Source organism: Pseudomonas chlororaphis subsp. chlororaphis (genome assembly GCF_003945765.1).
In the GTDB taxonomy this organism is placed as follows: domain Bacteria; phylum Pseudomonadota; class Gammaproteobacteria; order Pseudomonadales; family Pseudomonadaceae; genus Aquipseudomonas; species Aquipseudomonas chlororaphis.
Genome location: NZ_CP027712.1, coordinates 40,940 through 62,988 on the forward strand (window position 1 = coordinate 40,940; position 22,049 = coordinate 62,988).

Annotated in this window: 24 protein-coding genes; 14 read left to right on the top strand and 10 right to left on the bottom strand. The window is 63.7% G+C overall.

Going from position 1 to position 22,049, the window contains the following annotated elements; genetic code table 11:
* Positions 1 to 54 precede the first annotated feature (54 nt).
* Positions 55 to 873 carry a tryptophan synthase subunit alpha gene (trpA, locus tag C4K27_RS00200; RefSeq protein ID WP_053263230.1) on the bottom strand — a complete coding sequence of 273 codons (819 nt, stop codon included), beginning with the start codon at positions 871 to 873 and terminating at the stop codon, positions 55 to 57.
* The gene (gene trpB, locus C4K27_RS00205; RefSeq protein WP_053263231.1) at positions 873 to 2,093 is read right to left on the bottom strand and encodes a tryptophan synthase subunit beta; all 1,221 of its coding nucleotides are present in this window, start codon (positions 2,091 to 2,093) and stop codon (positions 873 to 875) included. The genes trpA and trpB overlap by 1 nt, the downstream gene beginning before the upstream one ends.
* A 127-nt stretch (positions 2,094 to 2,220) precedes the next feature.
* Between trpB and C4K27_RS00210 the strand changes: the two genes are divergently transcribed.
* Positions 2,221 to 3,114: a LysR family transcriptional regulator gene (locus C4K27_RS00210; protein WP_038583318.1), complete on the top strand. Its 894-nt coding sequence runs from the start codon at positions 2,221 to 2,223 to the stop codon at positions 3,112 to 3,114.
* Here C4K27_RS00210 and C4K27_RS00215 read toward each other — a convergent pair.
* Positions 3,111 to 3,437 carry an ElaB/YgaM/YqjD family protein gene (locus C4K27_RS00215; RefSeq protein ID WP_007926179.1) on the bottom strand — a complete coding sequence of 109 codons (327 nt, stop codon included), beginning with the start codon at positions 3,435 to 3,437 and terminating at the stop codon, positions 3,111 to 3,113. The genes C4K27_RS00210 and C4K27_RS00215 overlap by 4 nt on opposite strands.
* Before the next feature lie 156 nt (positions 3,438 to 3,593).
* On the opposite strand from C4K27_RS00215, the gene C4K27_RS00220 reads away from it, so the two are divergent.
* Complete coding sequence (locus C4K27_RS00220; RefSeq protein ID WP_009041497.1) at positions 3,594 to 3,809, top strand: dodecin; 216 nt, start codon at positions 3,594 to 3,596, stop codon at positions 3,807 to 3,809.
* Positions 3,810 to 3,937: 128 nt separating this feature from the next.
* On the top strand, positions 3,938 to 4,162 hold the full coding sequence (locus tag C4K27_RS00225) for a DUF1161 domain-containing protein (RefSeq protein ID WP_053263232.1): 225 nt from the start codon (positions 3,938 to 3,940) through the stop codon (positions 4,160 to 4,162).
* Between the two features lie 163 nt (positions 4,163 to 4,325).
* Here the strand turns inward: C4K27_RS00225 and C4K27_RS00230 are convergent, their stop codons facing one another.
* A complete protein-coding gene (locus C4K27_RS00230) occupies positions 4,326 to 5,327 on the bottom strand; it encodes an LLM class flavin-dependent oxidoreductase (RefSeq protein WP_009041499.1) in 1,002 nt (333 codons plus the stop codon).
* Between the two features lie 242 nt (positions 5,328 to 5,569).
* Between C4K27_RS00230 and C4K27_RS00235 the strand changes: the two genes are divergently transcribed.
* Positions 5,570 to 6,001: an OsmC family protein gene (locus C4K27_RS00235; protein ID WP_007926175.1), complete on the top strand. Its 432-nt coding sequence runs from the start codon at positions 5,570 to 5,572 to the stop codon at positions 5,999 to 6,001.
* Between the two features lie 210 nt (positions 6,002 to 6,211).
* Positions 6,212 to 6,451 carry a DUF1161 domain-containing protein gene (locus tag C4K27_RS00240; RefSeq protein ID WP_009041501.1) on the top strand — a complete coding sequence of 80 codons (240 nt, stop codon included), beginning with the start codon at positions 6,212 to 6,214 and terminating at the stop codon, positions 6,449 to 6,451.
* 4 nt (positions 6,452 to 6,455) lie between these two features.
* On the opposite strand, the gene C4K27_RS00245 is transcribed toward C4K27_RS00240, so the two are convergent.
* Both C4K27_RS00245 and C4K27_RS00250 read right to left on the bottom strand, forming a co-directional pair.
* On the bottom strand, positions 6,456 to 6,875 hold the full coding sequence (locus tag C4K27_RS00245) for a PA0061/PA0062 family lipoprotein (RefSeq protein WP_007926173.1): 420 nt from the start codon (positions 6,873 to 6,875) through the stop codon (positions 6,456 to 6,458).
* A 42-nt stretch (positions 6,876 to 6,917) separates the two neighbouring features.
* Positions 6,918 to 7,331, bottom strand: a complete 414-nt coding sequence (locus C4K27_RS00250; RefSeq protein ID WP_007926170.1) for a PA0061/PA0062 family lipoprotein — start codon at positions 7,329 to 7,331, stop codon at positions 6,918 to 6,920.
* 59 nt (positions 7,332 to 7,390) lie between these two features.
* Here C4K27_RS00250 and C4K27_RS00255 point away from each other — a divergent pair, with 59 nt between their 5' ends.
* Entirely contained in the window at positions 7,391 to 8,470 is a 1,080-nt protein-coding gene (locus C4K27_RS00255; RefSeq protein WP_053263233.1) for an aminopeptidase, read from the top strand.
* A gap of 57 nt (positions 8,471 to 8,527) precedes the next feature.
* Here the strand turns inward: C4K27_RS00255 and C4K27_RS00260 are convergent, their stop codons facing one another.
* Together C4K27_RS00260 and C4K27_RS00265 are read right to left on the bottom strand one after the other, a co-directional pair.
* A complete protein-coding gene (locus tag C4K27_RS00260; RefSeq protein ID WP_053263234.1) occupies positions 8,528 to 9,178 on the bottom strand; it encodes an HAD family hydrolase in 651 nt (216 codons plus the stop codon).
* Positions 9,179 to 9,205: 27 nt separating this feature from the next.
* A complete protein-coding gene (locus tag C4K27_RS00265) occupies positions 9,206 to 9,751 on the bottom strand; it encodes a gamma carbonic anhydrase family protein (RefSeq protein WP_053263235.1) in 546 nt (181 codons plus the stop codon).
* 75 nt (positions 9,752 to 9,826) lie between these two features.
* On the opposite strand from C4K27_RS00265, the gene prlC reads away from it, so the two are divergent.
* Together prlC and C4K27_RS00275 are read left to right on the top strand one after the other, a co-directional pair.
* A complete protein-coding gene (gene prlC / locus C4K27_RS00270; RefSeq protein WP_164523759.1) occupies positions 9,827 to 11,905 on the top strand; it encodes an oligopeptidase A in 2,079 nt (692 codons plus the stop codon).
* Positions 11,902 to 12,189, top strand: a complete 288-nt coding sequence (locus C4K27_RS00275; RefSeq protein WP_007926162.1) for a YheV family putative zinc ribbon protein — start codon at positions 11,902 to 11,904, stop codon at positions 12,187 to 12,189. The genes prlC and C4K27_RS00275 overlap by 4 nt, the downstream gene beginning before the upstream one ends.
* Before the next feature lie 135 nt (positions 12,190 to 12,324).
* Here C4K27_RS00275 and C4K27_RS00280 read toward each other — a convergent pair whose 3' ends face one another.
* The gene (locus tag C4K27_RS00280; RefSeq protein ID WP_053263236.1) at positions 12,325 to 12,981 is read right to left on the bottom strand and encodes a phosphatase domain-containing protein; all 657 of its coding nucleotides are present in this window, start codon (positions 12,979 to 12,981) and stop codon (positions 12,325 to 12,327) included.
* Positions 12,982 to 13,277: 296 nt separating this feature from the next.
* On the opposite strand from C4K27_RS00280, the gene C4K27_RS00285 reads away from it, so the two are divergent.
* The 6 genes from C4K27_RS00285 to C4K27_RS00310 all read left to right on the top strand — a co-directional run bounded on the left by C4K27_RS00285 (position 13,278) and on the right by C4K27_RS00310 (position 21,266).
* The gene (locus C4K27_RS00285; protein WP_053263237.1) at positions 13,278 to 14,021 is read left to right on the top strand and encodes a gluconate 2-dehydrogenase subunit 3 family protein; all 744 of its coding nucleotides are present in this window, start codon (positions 13,278 to 13,280) and stop codon (positions 14,019 to 14,021) included.
* A 2-nt stretch (positions 14,022 to 14,023) separates the two neighbouring features.
* Positions 14,024 to 15,808 (top strand): GMC family oxidoreductase, encoded by a 1,785-nt coding sequence (locus C4K27_RS00290; protein ID WP_007924329.1) that lies wholly within the window; start codon positions 14,024 to 14,026, stop codon positions 15,806 to 15,808.
* Positions 15,809 to 15,820: 12 nt separating this feature from the next.
* Positions 15,821 to 17,146, top strand: coding sequence for a cytochrome c (locus C4K27_RS00295; RefSeq protein WP_053263238.1), 1,326 nt, complete (start codon positions 15,821 to 15,823; stop codon positions 17,144 to 17,146).
* Between the two features lie 194 nt (positions 17,147 to 17,340).
* On the top strand, positions 17,341 to 18,399 hold the full coding sequence (locus tag C4K27_RS00300; RefSeq protein ID WP_053263239.1) for a PA0069 family radical SAM protein: 1,059 nt from the start codon (positions 17,341 to 17,343) through the stop codon (positions 18,397 to 18,399).
* Positions 18,400 to 18,872: 473 nt separating this feature from the next.
* Positions 18,873 to 19,607: a carbonic anhydrase gene (locus C4K27_RS00305; protein WP_053263240.1), complete on the top strand. Its 735-nt coding sequence runs from the start codon at positions 18,873 to 18,875 to the stop codon at positions 19,605 to 19,607.
* Between the two features lie 90 nt (positions 19,608 to 19,697).
* Positions 19,698 to 21,266 (top strand): SulP family inorganic anion transporter, encoded by a 1,569-nt coding sequence (locus tag C4K27_RS00310; protein ID WP_053263241.1) that lies wholly within the window; start codon positions 19,698 to 19,700, stop codon positions 21,264 to 21,266.
* A gap of 132 nt (positions 21,267 to 21,398) precedes the next feature.
* Here the strand turns inward: C4K27_RS00310 and C4K27_RS00315 are convergent, their stop codons facing one another.
* Positions 21,399 to 22,049 carry a hypothetical protein gene (locus C4K27_RS00315; protein WP_053263242.1) on the bottom strand — a complete coding sequence of 217 codons (651 nt, stop codon included), beginning with the start codon at positions 22,047 to 22,049 and terminating at the stop codon, positions 21,399 to 21,401.

A 22,049-nucleotide genomic window follows, 5' to 3' on the forward strand; every position in this document is an offset into this window, starting at 1 on the left:
GGTCTTGCTGGTTAGTCTGTGGACTCTGAGGCGAATTCCTCTGTATCAGGAACTTTACCCTTGGCTGACACGGGCTTGACGCACCCCTTCGGCGAGGGAGGCACACAGGCTCAGCACACCATCCACCGCCTGCTCGGAACTGCTGGCATTGGCGATCTGGTCGATCAGCGCCGACCCCACCACCACGCCGTCGGCGAGGCGGGCGATGGCCGCGGCCTGCTCCGGCGTACGGATGCCGAAACCGATGCTGATCGGCAGGTCGGTGTGGCGACGCAGGCGGGTCACCGCCTCTTCCACGTGCTCCAGGGTGGCGGAACCGGCACCGGTCACACCGGCCACGGAGACGTAGTAGACGAAGCCCGAGCTGCCGTTCAGCACCTTCGGCAGGCGCGCATCGTCGGTGGTCGGCGTGGTCAGGCGGATGAAGTCGATGCCGGCGGCCTGGGACGGGTCGCATAGCTCGGCGTTGTGCTCGGGCGGTATGTCGACCACGATCAGGCCGTCGACCCCGGCTTCCTTGGCTTCGGCGATGAAGCGCGGTACGCCGTAGTGGTGGATCGGGTTGAAGTACCCCATCAGCACCAGCGGCGTGTCGTTGTTGCCGGCGCGGAACTCGCGAACCATTTGCAGGGTTTTCGCCAGGTTCTGCTTGGCCTCCAGGGCGCGGATGTTGGCCAGCTGGATCGCCGGGCCGTCGGCCATCGGATCGGTGAAAGGCATGCCCAGTTCGATCACGTCGGCGCCGGCGGCCGGCAAGCCCTTGAGGATCGCCAGGGAAGCGTCGTAACCCGGGTCGCCGGCGGTGACGAAGGTCACCAGGGCGGCGCGGTTCTGTTGCTTAAGCTCGGCAAAGCGCGTTTGCAGGCGGCTCATCAGTGTTTCTCCTGCTGGGACTGTTGCATGTGGTGCATCACGGTTTGCATGTCTTTGTCGCCGCGGCCCGAGAGGTTGACCACCATCAGGTGATCCTTGGGCAGGTTCGGCGCGCGCTTGAACACTTCGGCCAGGGCGTGGGCGCTTTCCAGGGCCGGGATGATGCCTTCCAGGCGGCAGCACTGGTGGAACGCGGCCAGGGCTTCGTCGTCGGTCACCGAGGTGTATTCGACACGGCCGATATCGTGCAACCAGGCGTGTTCAGGGCCGATGCCCGGGTAGTCGAGGCCGGCGGAAATCGAGTGAGCGTCGATGATCTGGCCATCCTCGTCCTGCAGCAGGAAGGTCCGGTTGCCATGCAGCACGCCAGGCAGGCCGCCATTCAGACTGGCCGCGTGCTTGCCGGTCTCGATGCCGTAGCCGGCGGCTTCGACGCCGATGATCTGCACGCTCTTGTCGTCGAGGAACGGATGGAACAGGCCCATGGCGTTGGAACCGCCGCCGATGCACGCCACCAGGCTGTCCGGCAGGCGGCCTTCCTGGGCTTGCAGCTGTTCGCGGGTTTCCTTGCCGATCACCGCCTGGAAGTCGCGGACCATGGCGGGATAAGGGTGCGGACCGGCCACGGTGCCGATCAGGTAGAAGGTGCTGTCGACGTTGGTCACCCAGTCACGCAGGGCTTCGTTCATCGCGTCCTTCAGGGTGCCGGTGCCGGCGACCACCGGGATCACTTCGGCGCCCAGCAGCTTCATACGGAACACGTTGGCCTGTTGGCGCTCGATGTCGGTGGTGCCCATGTAGATCACGCAGTCCAGGCCGAAACGGGCCGCCACGGTGGCAGTGGCCACGCCGTGCATGCCGGCGCCGGTCTCGGCAATGATGCGTTTCTTGCCCATGCGCCGCGCCAGGAGGATCTGGCCGATGCAGTTGTTGATCTTATGCGCGCCGGTGTGGTTCAGCTCTTCGCGCTTGAGGTAGATCTTGGCGCCGCCGCAGTGCTCGGTCAGGCGCTCGGCGAAGTACAGCGGGCTGGGACGGCCGACGTAGTCGCGCTGGAAGTAGGCCAGTTCCTTGAGGAACTCCGGATCTTGCTTGGCCGCTTCGTATTCGCGGGCCAGGTCGAGGATCAGCGGCATCAGGGTTTCGGCGACGTAACGGCCGCCGAACGCGCCGAACAGGCCGTTGGCATCAGGACCGTTGCGCAGGTTGGTCTGGTTCATGGGGCGCTCCCGGTGATTGGTCAAAAGGGTGAATGCTGGAAAGACAATGGCGTTCACTCTACCCCTGACGTCCCAGGCTGAAAACCGATAAGATCGCCATAACCTGTCAGGAAAACTCACATATCCCATGAGCCACGACCTGCCTCCGCTGAACGCCCTCAGGGCCTTCGAAGCCACCGCCCGCTTGAACAGCGTCAGTCAGGCGGCCGAACAGCTGCACGTCACCCATGGTGCGGTCAGCCGCCAGTTGAAGGTGCTCGAAGAGCATCTTGGGGTGAGCCTGTTCGTCAAGGAAGGGCGCGGCCTTAAACTCACAGATGCCGGTGTGCGCCTGCGCGACGCCAGCAGCGATGCCTTCGAGCGCCTGCGCACGGTCTGCGCCGAGCTGAGCCAGAGCACCGCCGATGCGCCCTTCGTGCTCGGCTGTTCCGGCAGCCTGCTGGCGCGCTGGTTCATTCCGCGCCTGGGGCGGCTGAACGCCGACCTGCCGGACCTGCGCCTGCACCTGTCGGCCGGCGAAGGCGATCTCGACCCGCGCCGGCCGGGGCTGGACGCCTTGCTGGTATTCGCCGAGCCACCGTGGCCGGCGGACATGCAGGTCTTTGAGCTGGCCAGCGAGCGCATCGGCCCGGTGCTCAGCCCGCGCTACAGCCGTTACGAGCAACTGCGCGAGGCGCCGGCCAGTGCGCTACTCAACGAGACGTTGCTACAGACCACCTCGCGCCCGCAGGCCTGGCCCAGCTGGGCACGGCAGAACGGCATCGACGCCGGGGCGCTGAAGTTCGGCCAGGGTTTCGAGCATTTGTATTATTTGCTGGAGGCCGCGGTGGCCGGGCTGGGCGTGGCGATCGCGCCGCAGCCGCTGGTGGCCGAGGACCTGCGTGCCGGACGCCTGGTTGCCCCGTGGGGCTTCTGTGAAACCCCGGGGCAACTGGCGTTGTGGCTACCCAAGCGCGCCGCGGACGGGCGCGCCCGGCAACTGGCGCAGTGGCTCAGCAACGAACTGCGTCAGACGCCTTAATTGCCGCGCTTGCACAGCAGGTAAGCGGCCAGCAGGCCCAGCGCGCCCACAGCGACGCCGGCGGTGGTCCAGGGGTGCTGCTGGGCGTAGTCGCGGGTGGCGATCCCGGTTTCACGGGTTTTCACTTTGACTTCTTCATAGGCATCGCTGAGCAGGCTGCGCGAATGTCTCAGCGCGCTCTCGGCGTTGCTTTTCAGCGCCTTGAGGGTTTTGCGCGATTCGTCCGAAGCGTCGTCCTTGAGGCTCTCCAGGGACTTGAGCAGACTTTCGATCTCGGCTTCCATGCTTTCCAATGAGGCTTTGCGTAACGAAGTGTTGGCCATGGTGGCTCTCCTGCATTGTTGATTGAGGGTCTGTAGGGTCCGACTGCGCGGCCTGGCGAAAGTGCATTAAATCTGCATGACGATGGGCCGGGGCTTATTCCAGTGTTGCTGGTAATCGCTGCTAGGCTTTGATCTACCTCATAAGGAGAGCACGCCATGTCTGATCATCACACCTACAAGAAAGTCGAACTGGTCGGTTCGTCCCCTAGCAGCATCGAAGACGCCATCAACAATGCGCTGGCCGAAGCCAGCAAAAGCATCCAGCACCTGGAGTGGTTCGAGGTCACGGAAACCCGTGGGCATATCAAGGATGGCAAGGCCGCGCATTTCCAGGTCACGCTCAAAGTCGGTTTCCGCATTGCCAACAGCTGAACCTGGACTAGGCTGTTGAACTTGTGCGCTGGCCGATTGCCATAGGGAATGGCAAAGCGCTATATCTGCCTCGATGCCGAGCAGGCCGGGGCTTGACGCTTATTTGATTCGACCAGGGAATGTGACCGATGAAAAAACAGGTAATGGCTTTAGTGTTGTTGAGTGTCGCGGGAACAGCCCTTGCTGCCGGCAAGCCATGCGAAGAGCTGAAAAGCGAAATCGCCGCGAAGATCGACGCCAAAGGCGCGTCGGGTTATTCGCTGGAAATTGTCGAAAAAGGCAGCGCGACTGACGGCAAAGTGGTCGGTACCTGCGAAGGCGGTACCAAGGAAATCGTCTACAAGCGTGGCTGAGCCCTTGTAGCAATGAACAAAGCCGACGCGCTGCGTCGGCTTTTTTTTGCCCGGCGTTTAGCCAGGCCAGGCGTGCCCCTGTAGCCGCTGCCGCAGGCTGCGATCGCGACCGAAGGGCGCGCAAGGCCTCTGGATCACCCAGTCCTTCGGCCCGATTGCAGACTCAACCCTTCATCACTTGCGCCAGCAATTCATAGGAATGCAGGCGGTCGGCGTGCTCGTACAGGTCGCAGGTGAAGATCAGCTCGTCGGCGCCGGTCTGTTCGATCAGCACTTCGAGCTTGGCGCGGATCTTCGCCGGGCTGCCGATCATGGCCAGGCCGAGGAAGCTGCCCACCGCTTCCTTTTCATGGGGCAGCCACAGGCCGTCCATGCTCTTCACCGGTTTGCGCTGCACCAGGCTCTGGCCGCGCATCAACGCGAGGATCCGCTGGTACACCGAGGTCGCCAGATAGTCGGCCTGTTCGTCGGTGTCGGCCGCCACCAGCGGCACGCCGAGCATCACGTAAGGCTTGTCGAGCACGGCCGAAGGCTTGAAGTGATTGCGGTACACGCGAATCGCCTCGTGCATGTAGCGCGGTGCGAAATGCGAGGCGAAGGCGTAAGGCAAGCCGCGCTCGCCGGCCAGTTGCGCACTGAACAGGCTCGAGCCCAGCAACCACACCGGCACCTGGGTACCGGTTCCCGGCACCGCGATCACCCGTTGTTCCGGGGTGCGTGGGCCGAGGTAGGCCATCAGCTCGGCCACATCTTCAGGGAAGTCGTCGGCGCTGCCCGACCGTTCGCGGCGCAGGGCGCGGGCGGTCATCTGGTCCGAACCCGGCGCGCGGCCCAGGCCCAGGTCGATACGCCCCGGGTACAGGCTTTCCAGGGTGCCGAACTGCTCGGCGATCACCAGCGGCGCATGGTTGGGCAGCATCACGCCGCCGGAGCCGACGCGAATGCTCGAGGTGCCGCCGGCCAGGTAGCCCAGCAGCACCGAGGTCGCGGAGCTGGCGATACCGTCCATGTTGTGGTGTTCGGCGACCCAGAAGCGGGTGTAGCCGAATTTCTCTACATGGCGGGCCAGGTCCAGGGAATTACGCAGCGATTGCGCCGGGCTGCCGTCCTCGCGCACGGGGACCAGGTCGAGGGTGGAAAACTTAACGTCGGACAGTGGTTTCATGAACCTGCTTCTCCTTTGGTGTGCAGGCCTTTGTCATGAGCCAAAACCTGCCGAATGCTGTAAGCCTGTTTCATGCAATGTGGGCATATACCCGAGTTTCAATAGCCAGGCTGAATTTGCTGTCCGGACAAACGGCGGATTCAGACAGGATGAACTTCGCCGGGCCTTCTATCCTCTAGAACCCTGAGTAGCAGAAAACCACAAGGGCGCGGCCTTTCGCGCCCGTTCTCGAGGAGACAGACATGAGCATCATCAAGAAAGCATCGGCTCACTGGGAAGGCGACCTGAAAACTGGCATTGGCTCGATTTCCACGGAAACCGGGGTACTGCGCGATGCCCCTTACGGCTTCAAGGCGCGTTTCGAGGGCGGCAAGGGCACCAACCCGGAAGAACTGATCGGCGCCGCGCACGCGGGGTGTTTTTCCATGGCCTTCTCGATGATTCTCGGCGAGGCCGGGCTCAAGGCCGACAGTATCGACACTAATGCCGAAGTGACGCTGGACCAGGTCGATGGCGGTTTTGCGATCACCGCGGTGCACCTGATCCTCAAGGCGAAGATTCCCGGCGCCAGCCAGCAGCAGTTCGATGAGCTGAGCAAGAAGGCCAAGGAAGGTTGCCCGGTGTCCAAGGTGCTGAATGCCAGGATCAGCCTGGATGCGACGCTGCTCAGCTGACGGTGTTTTAACCTGCCCTATCGCTTCGCGAGCCAGCTCGCTCACGCCTTCGAACCCATAGGCGCGAACTGGCTCGCGATTGCACTCCTGCCGAAACTCCCGCACCCGATATGCGCGGCGTCAGAACTCGCTTCATGAAAATGTGGTCGAATGCACGACTGCAGGCTCAGCCCATGACCATGGGCGCTGCATCAAAGGGAGCTCCACATCATGAAACGTTTTGCCCTGGCAGTTGTTTGTTGCGCGCTGGCCACCTCGGCCCTGGCGGCTCCGAAGGATTGCGAAGAACTCAAGAAAGAGATTGAAATCAAGATCCAGGCCAACGCCGTGCCCTCCTACACCCTGGAGATTGTCAGCAAGGAGGAAGCCGAAAAGCACGACGTGGCCATGGTGGTCGGTACCTGTGAAAACGGCACCAAGGCGATCATCTATCAGCGCAACGACAGCTGATCGTTCAGATCACGCAGTTGACCCTATGGTCTTCGGCCAGCAGCTCACGCTTGGCGTTGTACAGCCGGGCACTGGGAGTGAAACCCAGCGAGCGGGCTTCCAGCAGGTAACGCTGGCCGGCTTCGAAATGGTCGTAGCGCACGCTCAGGTAGCACAGGCGCTCGGCCGGATCGTTCATCATGCCGAGGCGCCCGCTGAACACCTCGAAATCGAAACGCACCATCAACTCATGACTGCCCGGGGTGACCTGGAAATAGCGGCCGTCGGTCAGGCGCTGGTTGTCCAGGCGCTCGGCCATCAGCAGCTTGCCGCCCGGCGTCGGGGTGGCGAAATCGACCCAGGCCTGCTGCGGGTCCACCGCCGGCAGGGGGCTGGAGCAGGCAACGAGGCCGGTCAGGGCAAGCAGCAGCAAGGGTTGGCGCATGAGGTCGGGCCGTCCGGGGAAAGGCCTCAAGCATAGCGCCGATCAGGTGCGCTGGCAGCCCGCCGGTTGGCCGGTACCCACCAGATTGCGCTGCTGGTCATAGAGTTTGGCCCAGGGCCGGAAGCCGATATTGCCGGTCTGCAACTGATAGCGCTGGCCGGCGTTGAAGTCCTTGTATTTCACATTCAGCTGGCAGTCGCGCCACAGCGGTTCGCTGTCCGGGCCGATATTGGTGGGCTCCACGGCGAACTGGTAGCGCACCTTCAGCTCATGGTTGCCGGGCTGTACCTCGAAATATCGGCGGTCCACCCAGGCCTTTTCGTCGACCTCCAGCGCCTGCAGGGCGGTGTCCTGGTGGGTGTCGAGGTCGATCCAGGCTTGCGTCGGATCGGGGGCGGGCAATCCGGCACAGCCGCTCAAGGTCAAGAGTCCGGTGGTCAGCAGCAACACGCGCATAGCGAAACTCCAGGCAGGCGAGATAGTCTTGGGGGCAGACTCTCGAAGGATGATTCGATTTGATTAGGCCGCGTTCAAGCCATGGGTTACTTGATCATCTTTTGCGCTTTTTGTTTCCGGGCTTGCTGCTTTTGTCGCTCAACGGTTGTTCCAGCGTGGGTTACTACGGCCAGCTGGCCAGTGGCCAATGGCAGCTGTTGCAGGCCCGCACACCGGTCGAGCAGGTCATCGCCGACCCGACTCGCGACCCGTTATTGCGCGCCCATCTGGCGCAGTCGCAGAAAGCCCGGCTTTTTGCCAGCCAGCACCTGCACCTGCCGGACAACCAGAGCTATCGCCTCTACGCCGACATCGGCCGGCCCTACGTGGTGTGGAATGTATTCAGCACCCCTGAGTTTTCCCTGAGTCCCAAGACCCACTGCTTCCCGATTGCCGGCTGCGTGGCCTATCGCGGCTACTACAGCCAGGGCGCGGCCCGTGGCGAGGCGGCCTTGCAGAAACAGCAGGGCATGGATGTGGCCATCGGCGGGGTGGAGGCCTATTCGACCCTGGGCTGGTTCAACGACCCGATCCTCAGTTCGATGCTGCATTGGGGCGACGAGCGCCTGGCGACTCTGATCTTCCACGAGCTGGCCCATCAGCGCTTTTATGTGAAGGACGACACCGAGTTCAACGAATCCTTCGCCACCTTCGTCGAGCAGGAAGGCACCCGACAATGGCGCGTGGCCCGCGGCCTGGCGCCGGCCAGCGATGCCCTGGTGAAGCAGAAGGACCAGTTCATCCAGCTGATCCTCGATACCCGCCAGCGCCTGGAACGCCTGTATGCCCTGCCACTGCCAACCGAGCAGATGCGCCAGCGCAAGGCCGCCGAATTCGAACAGCTGCGCCGGGATTACCGGCAGCTGAAGGACAGCCAATGGCACGGCGACGCGCGCTACGACTTCTGGATCAACACCCCGCTGAACAATGCCAGGCTGCTGCCTTTTGGCCTGTACGACCAGTGGGTACCGGCATTCGCCGCCTTGTTCAGGCAGGTGAACGGGGATTGGCCGGCCTTTTACCAGGCCGTGGAGAAGCTCGGCGCGCTGCCGGCTGAAAAGCGCAAGGCGGCGTTGCAATCACTGATGAACGCCGCCTGAAAGGGACGCCATCGCGGGCAAGCGAGCGTCGATCAGGAGTCCGCGATGGCCGGTGGCTCAGCGCTGCAGGAACGCCTGATGCAGCTCATCCAGGGTCTGGAAGTGGTAGGCCGGCGCCTCGGCGCTCAGTTCTTCGTGGCTGCCGAAGCCATAACCCACCGCCGCCGCATCCAGCCCGTTACGGCGGGCGCCGATCAGGTCGTGCTTGCGGTCGCCGATCATCAGGGTATCGCTCGGGTCCAGGCCTTCCTCGCTGACCAGGTGGCGAATCAGCTCGACCTTGTCGGTGTGGGTGCCGTCCAGTTCGCTGCCGTAGATCACCTTGAAGTGCCGGGCGAAATCGAAGTGCCGGGCGATCTCGCGGGCGAACACCCATGGCTTGGACGTCGCGATGTACAGCTGGCGGCCTTGCCCACCGAGGGTTTCCAGCAGGGGCGTGACGCCGTCGAACACGCGGTTCTCATACAGGCCGGTAACCTTGAAACGCTCGCGGTAGAAATTCACCGCCTCCCAGGCCCTGGCTTCGTCGAAGCCGTAGAACTGCATGAACGCCTGCAACAGCGGCGGACCGATGAAGTGTTCCAGCTTGCTCAGGTCGGGTTCGTCGATGCCCAGCTTGCCGAGGGCGAACTGGATCGAGCGGGTGATGCCTTCGCGCGGGTCGGTCAGGGTGCCATCGAGGTCGAACAGAACGGTTTGGTAATGCATGGGGATTCCTGGGCAGTGGATCGGGGCTCAAGCCTGGTCGTAGCCTTCGGCCAGGTGCAGGTCCTTGAGCTTCACGTAGTTGGCGGCGCTGTAGGTGAAGAAGGCGCGTTCCTTGTCGGTCAGCGGGCGGGCCTGTTTCACCGGGCTGCCCACGTAGAGGAAGCCGCTTTCCAGGCGTTTGCCCGGCGGCACCAGGCTGCCGGCGCCGACGATCACATCGTCTTCCACCATCGCGCCGTCCATGACGATGCTGCCCATGCCGATCAGCACCCGGCTGCCGACGCTGCAACCGTGCAGCATCACCTTGTGGGCGATGGTCACGTCGTCGCCGATCAGCAGCGGGAAGCCGTCCGGGTTGAAGGGGCCGGCGTGGGTGATGTGCAGCACGCTGCCGTCCTGCACGCTGGTGCGGGCGCCGATGCGGATGCGGTGCATGTCGCCGCGGATCACCGTCAGTGGCCAGACCGAGCTGTCGGCGCCGATTTCGACGTCGCCGATCACCACCGCCGAGCGGTCGACGAAGGCCCGCGGGCCAAGGATGGGCGTGTGGTTCTGATAGTTGCGAATGGCCAAGTTGGATACCTGCTCTGACATTTATTAATGGGGTCGATAGCTGCGGTGGGCGTCGATTGTAATTAAGATGGCCCAATGTTTCTTCCAGCCAAGGTGCCAACCGTGAGTGTGAACAACCCTCTTCTGCAGCCCTACGACCTGCCGCCGTTTTCGGCGATCCGCGCCGAGCATGTACAGCCGGCCATCGAACAGATCCTGGCTGACAACCGCGCCGCCATCGCTGAAATCCTCAAGAACCAGGGCGCGCAACCGACCTGGGCCGGCCTGGTATTGGCCATGGACGAACTCAACGACCGCCTGGGCGCGGCCTGGAGTCCGGTCAGCCACCTCAATGCCGTGTGCAACAGCGCCGAACTGCGCGAGGCCTACGAGTCCTGCCTGCCGGCCCTGAGCGCCTATTCCACCGAGCTGGGGCAGAACCGTGAGCTGTTCCAGGCCTTCGAAGCCCTGGCGGGCAGCCCGCAAGCCGCCGGTTTCGACGTGGCGCAGAAAACCATCCTGGAACACTCCCTGCGTGACTTCCGCCTGTCGGGTATCGACCTGCCGCCAGAGCAGCAGAAGCGTTACGCCGAAGTGCAGAGCAAGCTTTCCGAGCTGGGCAGCCGCTTCTCCAACCAGCTGCTCGACGCCACCCAGGCCTGGACCAAGCACGTCACCGACGAAGCGGCCCTGGCCGGCTTGACCGCCTCGGCCAAGGCGCAGATGGCTGCCGCGGCCCAGGCCAAGGACCTGCAAGGCTGGCTGATCACCCTGGAATTCCCCAGCTACTACGCGGTAATGACCTACGCCGAAGACCGCGCGCTGCGCGAAGAAGTCTACGCTGCCTACTGCACCCGCGCCTCGGACCAGGGCCCGAACGCCGGCCAGAATGACAACGGCCCGGTCATGCAGGAAATCCTCGACCTGCGCCAGGAACTGGCCCAGCTGCTGGGCTACGCCAACTTCGCCGAGCTGAGCCTGGCTACCAAGATGGCCGAGTCCAGCGACCAGGTGCTGAGCTTCCTGCGGGACCTGGCCAAGCGCAGCAAACCGTTTGCTGCCCAGGACCTGCAACAGCTCAAGGCCTACGCCGCCGAGCAAGGCTGCCCGGACCTGCAAAGCTGGGACAGCGGTTTCTACGGCGAGAAGCTGCGCGAGCAGCGCTACAGCGTGGCCCAGGAAACCCTGCGCGCCTACTTCCCGATCGACAAGGTACTCGGCGGCCTGTTCGCCATCGTCCAGCGCCTGTACGGCATCGAGATCGCCGAACTGAAAGGCTTCGACAGCTGGCACCCGGACGTGCGCCTGTTCGAGATCAAGGAAAACGGCCAGCACGTGGGGCGTTTCTTCTTCGACCTGTATGCCCGCGCCAACAAGCGTGGCGGTGCCTGGATGGACGGCGCCCGCGACCGTCGCCGCACCATTGACGGTGTACTGCAAAGCCCGGTGGCTAACCTGGTGTGCAACTTCACCCCGGCCGACAGCGGCAAGCCTGCCCTGCTGACCCACGATGAAGTCACCACCCTGTTCCACGAATTCGGCCACGGCCTGCACCACCTGTTGACCCGCGTCGAACATGCCGGTGTTTCCGGCATCAACGGCGTGGCCTGGGACGCGGTGGAGCTGCCGAGCCAGTTCATGGAGAACTGGTGCTGGGAGCCGGAAGGCCTGGCGCTGATCTCCGGTCACTATGAGACCGGCGAGCCGCTGCCCCAGGACCTGCTGGAAAAAATGCTCGCGGCGAAGAACTTCCAGTCCGGCCTGATGATGGTGCGCCAGCTGGAGTTCTCGCTGTTCGACTTCGAACTGCATGCCACCCATGGCGACGGCCGTAGCGTGCTGCAGGTGCTCGAAAGCGTGCGCGACGAGGTCTCGGTGATGCGTCCGCCGGCCTACAACCGCTTCCCCAACAGCTTTGCGCACATCTTCGCCGGCGGTTACGCGGCGGGTTACTACAGCTACAAGTGGGCCGAAGTGCTGTCGGCCGATGCCTTCTCGAAGTTCGAGGAAGAAGGCGTGCTGAATGCCGAGACCGGTCGCGCGTTCCGCGAGGCGATCCTGGCCCGTGGCGGTTCCCAGGAGCCGATGGTGCTGTTCGTCGACTTCCGCGGACGCGCACCGTCGATTGACGCACTCTTGCGCCACAGCGGCCTGACCGAGGACGCAGCGGCATGAGCGAGGGGCCAGTGAAGACGAAAAAACGCTTTATCGCCGGGGCGGTCTGCCCGGCGTGCAGCGAGCAGGACAAGTTGATGATGTGGAGCGAAGACGACGTTCCCCATCGCGAGTGCGTGGCCTGCGGTTATTCCGACACCCTGAATGAACAGGGGCTGTCGGTGCCCAAGGAACTGGGCACGCGGGTCAACACCACGGCCCTCAAGGCGCCGGATGCCAAGGTCCAGTCGGTGCAGTTTTTCCCCAACCCCAAGTTGAAGAAAAAGACCGACGAGCCCAAGTAACTGCAAATCCCCTGTAGGAGCGCAGCTTGCGCGCGATAGCGGTGTATCAGATACACCGCGGTGCTTTGATCGCCAGCAAGCTTGGCTCCTACCGGGATGCGGTCGAAGCTCAATTCTGCAGCCCCACGCAGCCGGTCAATTCGCCGGCTTGCTGGCGCTCACCGTCTCGAACCAGCTTTTCACCGAACAGGTGGCGAACACGCTGGTGCTGCAATCGCCATTGGCCAGGGCAGTGCGCAATTTGTCGACATTGGCCTGCATCATGTAGCGAATGCCGTCCTTGAAGTGGGAACTGTCGCCAAACCCGCCTCCGGTCATTTCATTCAGCGCCTCCTCTTTGCTCCAGCCCTGAATCACCACCCGATACATCGCCGACATCAGGCCGGTGCGGTCCGAGCCGTGCTTGCAGTGCATCAGCACCGGGCCCTCGCTTTCCGCGTTCTGGATCGCGCGTAAGGCCGCTAGCACGTCGGCGTCGTCCACGTGATTGGTCCGGTAAGGCAATTGCACCTGCTTGATTGCCGGGGCCTGCAGCCAGCTGGCGTCGGACTCCGGCAGAAAGTTGATCACCGTGCCCACCTTGAGCTTTTCCAGCAAAGGCACGGCGCCGCCGTCCGGCAAGGCGCTGCGGTAGAGCGTCGGCGACATCTGGTACAGGTTGTATTGGGTTTCCACCGGCTGGGCCCACTGGGCCGGGCGGGTCGCGCCGGTTTCGGCGGCCTGGGCCTGGGGCCAGGCAAGCAGCGTCAGCAGGGACAGGCAGAGGGCGGGAAGGCTACGAAAGTTGTGCATGCGCAAGGCCGTGAGCGGAAATGGGGATGGAGGGAGCCTAGCTTCCATCCGGGCCGGTCAACGCCCTGTGAGGCGCTCGTCAAAGAAACGTGAAGCCGCTGCGATAGAGGTTTTTTCTCGGCAATCGCGACTTTTTTCCCGCGCAAACGATTTATTCGAATGCTTAGCCTGCTACCATTTGTAACCAAAGTTTGCTGAACTGTGTTTCCCGGCGCTCCCAATCGCCGCCAGAACGACAAGCCACGCCATGACGCGGCTGCCCAACCCGTGAATGCCTAGTGTGAGGTGCACCCCCCATGTCTGATCACGATCAAGACAACCCGCGGCGTGAGTTTCTGCGCAAATCCCTGACCTTGATCCCGGTGGTCACGGTCGCCAGTACCGGTCTTGGCAGCTCGATGCTGATGGCCGCCCCCGAAGCGCCCAAGCCAGTGGAGCCGGCCCGAACCCCGGCCAGCACCGAGGCTTACCAGCCGACCTATTTCACCGCCGAAGAGTGGGCCTTTGTCCAGGCCGCGGTAGAGCGCCTGATCCCGGCCGACGAACAAGGCCCGGGCGCCCTGGAAGCCGGCGTGCCGGAATACATCGACCGGCAGATGAACACCCCCTACGCCGCCGGCGCCCTGTGGTACATGCAAGGCCCGTTCAACGCCGACGCCGCGCCGGAGATGGGCTGGCAGAGCAAGCTGGTACCCAAGGAGATCTATCGCTTGGGCATTGCTGCGACGGATGCTTGGTCGAAAGCTTTCAACGGTAAAACATTTGCCGCGCAAGACAGCGCTACCCGAGACGATTTGCTCAAGCAGCTCGAAGCGGGAAAACCCCCATTCGACAGCGTTCCGCCGAAGATTTTCTTCAACCTTTTGCTGCAAAACACCAAGGAAGGGTTCTTCTGCGACCCGATCCACGGCGGCAATAAAGGCATGGTCGGCTGGACGTTGATCGGTTTCCCCGGCGCTCGCGCCGATTTCATGGACTGGGTGGAACGCAACGAGCAATACCCTTTCCCGGCAGTATCGATTCGCGGCGAGAGGGCTTGAGCATGGCAACGGTAATGAAGAAGGTCGACGCGGTGATCGTCGGGTTTGGCTGGACCGGCGCGATCATGGCCAAGGAGCTGACCGAGGCCGGGCTCAACGTGCTGGCGCTGGAGCGCGGGCCGATGCAGGACACCTACCCGGACGGCAACTACCCGCAGGTGATCGACGAACTCACCTACAGCGTGCGCAAGAAACTCTTCCAGGACATCTCCCGGGAGACGGTGACCATTCGCCACAGCGTCAACGACGTGGCCCTGCCGAACCGCCAGTTGGGCGCGTTCCTGCCGGGCAACGGCGTCGGCGGCGCTGGCCTGCACTGGTCCGGCGTGCATTTTCGCGCCGACCCGATCGAGCTGCGCATGCGCAGCCACTATGAAGAACGCTACGGCAAGAACTTCATCCCCAAGGACATGACCATCCAGGACTTCGGCGTCACCTACGAAGAACTGGAGCCGTTCTTCGACTACGCGGAAAAAGTCTTCGGCACCTCGGGCCAGGCCTGGACCGTGAAAGGCCAACTGGTCGGCGAAGGCAAGGGCGGCAACCCTTACGCGCCGGACCGTTCGGAGCATTTCCCGCTGGAGTCGCAGAAGAACACCTACTCCGCCCAGCTGTTCCAGAAAGCCGCCGGCGAAGTCGGCTACAAGCCGTACAACCTGCCGTCGGCCAACACCTCGGGGCCGTACACCAACCCCTATGGCGCGCAAATGGGGCCGTGCAACTTCTGCGGGTTCTGCAGCGGCTACGTCTGCTACATGTACTCCAAGGCTTCGCCGAACGTGAACATTCTGCCGGCCCTCAAGCCGCTGCCGAATTTCGAGCTGCGCCCCAACTCCCACGTGCTCAAGGTCAACCTCGACAGCACCAAGACCCGCGCGACCGGCGTCACTTACGTCGACGGCCAGGGCCGTGAGATCGAGCAGCCGGCGGACCTGGTGATCCTCGGTGCCTTCCAGTTCCATAACGTGCGCCTGATGCTGCTGTCCGGCATCGGCAAGCCCTACGACCCGATCACTGGCGAAGGCGTGGTGGGCAAGAACTTCGCCTACCAGAACATGGCCACCATCAAGGCCTACTTCGACAAGGACGTGCACACCAACAACTTCATCGGTGCCGGCGGCAATGGCGTGGCGGTGGACGACTTCAACGCCGACAACTTCGACCACGGCCCCCACGGCTTCGTTGGTGGTTCGCCGTTCTGGGTCAACCAGGCCGGCAGCCGGCCGATCGCCGGCACCTCCAACCCGCCGGGCACCCCGGCCTGGGGCAGCGCCTGGAAGAAGGCCACCGCCGACTACTACACCCACCAGGTGTCGATGGACGCCCACGGCGCTCACCAGTCCTATCGTGGCAACTACCTCGATCTTGACCCGGTGTACCGCGACGCCTACGGCCTGCCGCTGCTGCGCATGACCTTCGACTGGCAGGAAAACGACATCAAGATGAACCGCTTCATGGTCGAGAAGATGGGCAAGATCGCCGAGGCGATGAACCCCAAGGCCATCGCGGTGCTGGGCAAGAAGGTCGGCGAGCACTTCAACACCGCGTCCTACCAGACCACCCACCTCAACGGTGGCGCGATCATGGGCACCGATCCGAAAACCAGTGCCTTGAACCGTTACCTGCAGAGCTGGGACGTGCACAACGTGTTCGTCCCGGGCGCTTCGGCCTTCCCCCAGGGCCTGGGCTACAACCCAACCGGCCTGGTGGCCGCGTTGACCTACTGGTCGGCCCGCGCGATCCGCGAGCAGTACCTGAAGAACCCCGGCCCGCTGGTCCAGGCATAAGGAGCGATGACCATGAAAACCCTCGTTATCGCGACCCTGGCGCTGCTCGGCAGCGCTTCCCTCTGCGCCGCCGAAACCGATCGGCAAGCCTTGATCAAGCAGGGCGAATACCTGGCCCGTGCCGGTGACTGCGTGGCCTGCCATACCGCCAAGGACGGCAAGCCGTTCGCCGGCGGCCTGCCGATGGAAACCCCGATCGGCACGATCTATTCCACCAACATCACCCCGGACAAGACCGGCATCGGCGAGTACAGCTTCGACGACTTCGACAAGGCCGTGCGCCATGGCGTGGCCAAGAGCGGCAGCAGCCTGTACCCGGCCATGCCCTACCCGTCCTATGCGCGGGTCAGCGACGCCGACATGCAGGCGCTGTATGCCTACTTCATGCAAGGCGTGGCGCCGGTGGTCCAGGAGAACCGCGACAGTGACATCCCCTGGCCGCTGAGCATGCGCTGGCCGCTGGCCGGCTGGCGCTGGATGTTCGCGCCGAGCGTAGCGAGCGCGCAAGGCAGCGGCCAGGCGCAGGCTGCGCAAGACCCGGTGGTCAGCCGCGGTGCCTACCTGGTGGAAGGCCTCGGCCACTGTGGCGCCTGTCACACGCCGCGCGCCCTGACCATGCAGGAGAAAGCCCTGAGCGCCAGCGAAGGCAGCGACTTCCTGGCCGGCAGCGCGCCGCTGGAAGGCTGGATCGCCAAGAACCTGCGCGGTGACCACAAGGACGGCCTCGGCAGCTGGAGCGAAGAGCAGTTGGTGCAGTTCCTCAAGACCGGTCGCAGCGACCGCGGCGCGGTGTTCGGCGGCATGAGCGACGTGGTGGTGCACAGCATGCAGTACATGTCCGCGAACGACCTGACGGCCATCGCCCGTTACCTCAAGTCGCTGCCGGCGGTGGACGCCAACGACCAGCCGCACCAGTACGACAAGGCGGTGGCCGAGGCGTTGTGGAAAGGTGACGACAGCAAGCCGGGGGCGGCGGTGTACATCGACAACTGCGCGGCGTGCCACCGTACCGACGGCCATGGCTATACCCGGGTGTTCCCGGCGCTGGCGGGCAACCCGGTGCTGCAAAGCGCCGATGCCACGTCCTTGATCCACATCGTGCTCAAGGGCGGTACCTTGCCGGCGACCCATACCGCGCCATCGACCTTCACCATGCCGGCCTTCGCCTGGCGCCTGTCGGACCAGGAGGTGGCCGATGTGGTCAACTTCATCCGCACCAGTTGGGGCAACCAGGGTTCCGAGGTGAAGGCCGCGGATGTGGCGGGACTGCGCAAGGGCGACCTGCAAAGCACCTCGAACGATGACCTGGGGCAGGTGACCGCGCACAGCGGTGGCTGATATGCCGCTATCGCGGGCAAGCCTCGCTCCTACAGGGTTTCGCACCGCCTTGTAGAAGCGAGCAGGCGGCGATCCGACTTGCCCGCGATGCGCGCCGCCAGGCGCGTTTCCAAAAGCGTTTTCAGCCCAGTGGCGCTAGGCAGATACTTCATGCTCCATTACTGTATATAAATACAGTAATGGAGTGCCTCCCCATGTCCAGCCCCCTGCCCCCGCGCGGCCGTGGCACCGCGACCAACCCGCACAACCGTTTTGCGCCCCAGCGCTCAGTGGCCTTCGACGACGGCTGGTACCAGGAAGCCCCGCTGACCCAGGGCACCGAGGTGCGCCTTGAGACGGCGAAATCCATCATCACCCGCAACAGCTCGCCGGACCTGCCTTTCGACCGCTCCATCAACCCCTATCGCGGTTGTGAGCACGGCTGCATCTACTGTTATGCGCGGCCCAGCCACGCCTATTGGGACCTGTCGCCGGGGCTGGACTTCGAGACCAAGCTGATCGCCAAGACCAATGCCGCGGCGATGCTGGAACAGCAGCTGTCCAAGCCCGGTTATAAATGTGCGCCGATCAACCTGGGTTCCAACACCGACCCCTACCAGCCTATCGAGCGCGAACACCAACTGACCCGGCGGACCCTGGAGGTGCTGCTGCGCTACCGGCACCCGGTGACCATCGTCACCAAGGGCTCGCTGATCCTGCGCGACCTCGACCTGTTGGTCGAACTGGCCGAGCAGCGGCTGGTGGCGGTGATGATCAGCCTGACCACCCTGGACGACGAGCTCAAGCGCATCCTCGAACCCCGGGCGGCGGCGCCCAAGGCGCGGTTGCGGGCGATCCGGGTGATGCGCGAGGCGGGAATTCCCGTGGGCGTGCTGTGTTCGCCGATGATTCCGATGATCAACGACAGCGAGCTGGAAAGCCTGCTCGCCGAGGCCCATGCCGCGGGCGCGCAAAGCGCCGCCTACATGATGCTGCGTCTGCCTCTGGAAGTGGCGCCGCTGTTCGAGGAATGGCTCAACGCCCACTATCCGCAGCGGGCGGCCCATGTCCTGAGCCTGATCCGCCAGTGTCGCGGCGGCGAGCTGTACGACAGCCGTTTTGGTGCACGGATGCGCGGCGAAGGCCCCTTCGCGGCCCTGCTGGCGCAGCGTTTCGCCAAGGCCAGCAAACGCCTGGGGCTCGATCGGCGCGAAGGCTACAACCTCGATTGCACGGCGTTCTGTCCGCCGGGTGGGCAGATGTCGTTGCTCTAGGCTCTGTACGAAAAGTCGGCGAGCGAAGGTCAGGCAAGGCGCAACGACCAGCGGGAGTAACAGCCAAGGGCTGGCCCGAAGGGTGAGCGCAGCGAATCAAAACAGGCGAGGAACGGCCGGGGTCGCGTTCGACTTTAGGGACCTAAATGAGCATTCCGATCGGACTCGCGCACGAGCCTGTTTTTAACGCAGCATGGCCGAGCGCAGCCACTTTTCGTACAGAGCCTAGGAGGTATTGGCCTATGGTGGAGTAGAGCCGGTGCACCGTCGTCTATACGCTGGTCACCTTTTTGCATCGCCAATAGTGGCGTTTTAGAGCGGCCGGTTCAGTTTGAGTTAAGTTTGGAAGGCTACCTTGTTCACCAAGTGACCGATGGGTCGCTGTCAGCGGGTTGGTTGTTTTTTAATCAATCGCTGGCGTCGTGCCGGATAAAACTGGAAAATTCACCTAATCCGTCAAAAGAGGATGAATCATGAGTGACAAGGATAAACAGCCGTTGGCTGCGTCGGCTTCAGCGTCCCCGGAGGTCGCCGAAAGCGCCGATGCAGCGCTGCAGATAATCGTTGACGGCTTTTTGCATTTTCATCACGAGGTCTTCCCACAGCAGGAAGAACTGTTCAAGAAACTCGCCACGGCCCAGCGGCCGCGGGCGATGTTCATTGCCTGCGCGGATTCGCGCATCGTCCCCGAACTGATTACCCAGAGCGCCCCGGGCGACCTGTTCGTGACCCGCAACGTCGGTAATGTGGTACCGCCTTACGGGCAGATGAACGGCGGTGTGTCCACGGCCATCGAATACGCGGTCATGGCCCTGGGTGTGCACCACATCATCGTTTGCGGCCATTCCGACTGTGGCGCCATGCGCGCGGTGCTCAACCCGCAGAGCCTGGAAAAGATGCCGACGGTCAAAGCCTGGCTGCGCCACGCCGAAGTGGCCAAGACCATGGTCCAGGAGAACTGCGACTGCGCCGACGAGAACGCCAGCATGCATGTGCTGACCGAAGAGAACGTCATCGCCCAGTTGCAGCATTTGCGTACCCACCCTTCGGTGGCTTCGCGCATAGCCAACGGCCAGTTGTTCATCCATGGCTGGGTGTACAACATCGAAACCAGCGAAATCAAAGCCTACGACGCGGATCAAGGGTGTTTCCTGCCGTTGGACGGACGCCATCCGATCCCGGTTGCGACGCCTAAAGCGCGCTTCTAAATCCTCCTAAATCCCAGTGGGGTTCAGCCATGACTGCCGTCTGCGCGGTCAGGCTTTGCCACGCCTGAAGAAAGCTTCGGGAGAATCATCATGCGTGCAGCACAATTGAAAGCTGTTTTGCCACGGGAGCTGCTCGCTTCCGTGGTGGTGTTTCTGGTGGCCCTGCCCTTGTGCATGGGTATCGCCATCGCTTCCGGCATGCCGCCGGCCAAGGGGTTGATCACCGGAATCATCGGTGGCCTGGTGGTGGGCTGGCTGGCCGGTTCGCCCTTGCAGGTCAGCGGTCCGGCCGCGGGGCTGGCGGTCCTGGTGTTCGAGCTGGTACGCCAGCACGGTATCGCCATGCTCGGGCCGATCCTGCTGCTGGCGGGTTTCCTGCAACTGGTGGCCGGGCGCCTGCGCCTGGGTTGCTGGTTTCGGGTCACGGCGCCGGCGGTGGTCTACGGCATGCTTGCCGGGATCGGGGTGTTGATCGTGCTCTCCCAGGTGCACGTGATGCTCGACGCCCAGCCCCAGGCGTCCGGCCTGGATAACCTCGCGGGCTTCCCCGAGGCGGTGGCCCAGGCCTTGCCCAGCCTGGGCGGTGGCTTTGGCTGGCAGGCCGGGCTGCTCGGCCTGTCGACCATGGCGGTGATGTTCCTATGGGAAAAACTGCGCCCGCATTCGCTGCGTTTCATCCCCGGCGCCCTGCTGGGCGTCGGCCTGGCGACCTTTGCCAGCCTGGCCCTGGCGCTGCAGGTCAAGCGGGTCGAGGTGCCGGAAAACCTTGCCGAGGCGATCGACTGGCTGCGCCCGGCCGACCTGCTCAACCTGGCGGACCCGACGCTGCTGATCGCGGCCTTTGCCGTGGCCTTTATCGCCAGCGCCGAAACCCTGCTGTCCGCGGCCGCGGTGGATCGCATGCACAGCGGTACGCGCTCGGATTTCGACCGTGAACTGTCGGCGCAAGGGATCGGCAACATGCTCTGCGGGTTGCTCGGCGCCCTGCCGATGACCGGGGTGATCGTGCGCAGCTCGGCCAACGTCCAGGCGGGCGCGACCACGCGGTTGTCGGCGATCTTCCACGGCTTGTGGCTGCTGGCGTTCGTGCTATTGCTGTCCAGCGTGCTGCAAAGCATTCCGGTGGCCAGCCTGGCGGGTGTGCTGGTGTACACCGGATTCAAGCTGGTGGACCTCAAGTCGTTCCGCAAGCTGGGTCGTTATGGGCCGATGCCGATGCTGATCTACGGCGTGACCGCGCTGGCGATTGTCTTCACCGACCTGCTGACCGGTGTGCTGATCGGTTTCGGCCTGACCCTGGTGAAGCTGGCCTGGGGCGCTTCGCGGCTGAAGATCAGCCTGGTGGACCTGTCCGCCGAAGGCGAAATGGAACTACGCTTGGTGGGCGCCGCGACCTTCCTCAAGGTGCCGGCCCTGACCCAGGCGCTGGGCAGCATCCCACCGGGCACCACGGTGCATGTGCCGCTCAATAATCTGGGCTACATCGACCATGCCTGCCTGGAGCTGCTCGAGGAGTGGGGACGAGCCAATGCGGCCAAGGGCTCGAAGCTGGTGATCGAGTCGCGCGGGTTGAAGCGCCGGCTGGAGGGGCGCTTGCACACCAATGTGGGCGTGAGCCCGGCCTCGAAGCTGGGAGCCAAAGGCCTGAGCCGGGCGTAAGTCTGTAGCCCTGTAGCCGCCGCCGAAGGCTGCGATAAGGTCCGAAGGACCTTCAGCGTCGGTGATATCGCTGCGACCGTACCGGTCGATCGCAGCCTGCGGCAGCGGCTACAGGGCCGCTACCTGCAATCCTCAGGCAGCCGGCTGGTCGAGTTCCAGCTCCACGCCCAGTTGGCGCGACAGGCACGGCCAGCGTTTCCAGGCGGCATCGGTGTCGGGGCTGTTGAGCTTTTCCCGGTAGGCCTCGACCGACTCCAGGGCGAAGCTCTCTTCGTCGAGCATCGCGTCGACCGCATGGTGCACCGCTTGGTCCAGCTGGTTGGCGAAGGTTTCGCCGATCAACTGGTGGGCGATCAGGTTGGCCACCGTGGTGTCCAGGGGAATCAGCGGCTGGCCGAAGTGCGTGATGTACAGGTCGTTGACCTCTTCCACCAGGCGATGGGCCAGATAGGCTTCGTCCAGCAGGCTGTCCAGGCCTTCGTGGCCGGCCATGATGGCGGGCGGCTGGAGGAAGAACTGCTCGGCGATCTTCAGCACCGGCTTGATCTGCGACTCGATACCGGCTTCGCGCGCGACTTCGTTGGCGGCGTCCAGCAGGTCGGGAACCTGATCGATATAAGCGGCGACAAAACGGGTCATCACCCCCTGGGCGTCCACTTCGGGGAGCTGGATGGCGGGGTGCAGGTGTGGCAATTGGGTTTCCAGCTGGCGGCGCAATTGCCCGGTGCCGGACTCATGTTGATGGGCTCGTTGGATCTGCTCGCGCAATGCGGCGGTGTTCAT